Annotated in this window: 1 protein-coding gene; it reads left to right on the top strand. The window is 79.1% G+C overall.

Annotation, left to right across the window (positions count from 1 at the left end; genetic code table 11):
* Positions 1-249, top strand: a 249-nt coding sequence (locus B7767_RS41110; protein WP_143652959.1) for an SDR family NAD(P)-dependent oxidoreductase, incomplete at both ends; no start/stop codon positions are given.

Consider the following 249-nt stretch of genomic DNA (forward strand, 5'->3'; position numbering starts at 1 on the left):
GGCCCGGGTCCCGGCACCCGAACCGCGGGGAACAGGAGTCTGGGACACCGACGGCACGGTCCTCGTCACCGGTGGCACCGGCGGCCTCGGTGCCGCCGTCGCCCGCCACCTGGTGACCGAGCACGGCGCGCGGAGCCTGCTGCTGGTCAGCCGCCGCGGCCCCGCCGCCGACGGCGCCGGTGAACTCGCCGCCGCACTCGAGGCGGAGGGCGCCCGGGTCACCGTCGCCGCCTGCGACGTGTCGGACCG

It is taken from the genome of Streptomyces sp. 13-12-16 (assembly GCF_002114215.1).
Lineage (GTDB): Bacteria > Actinomycetota > Actinomycetes > Streptomycetales > Streptomycetaceae > Streptomyces.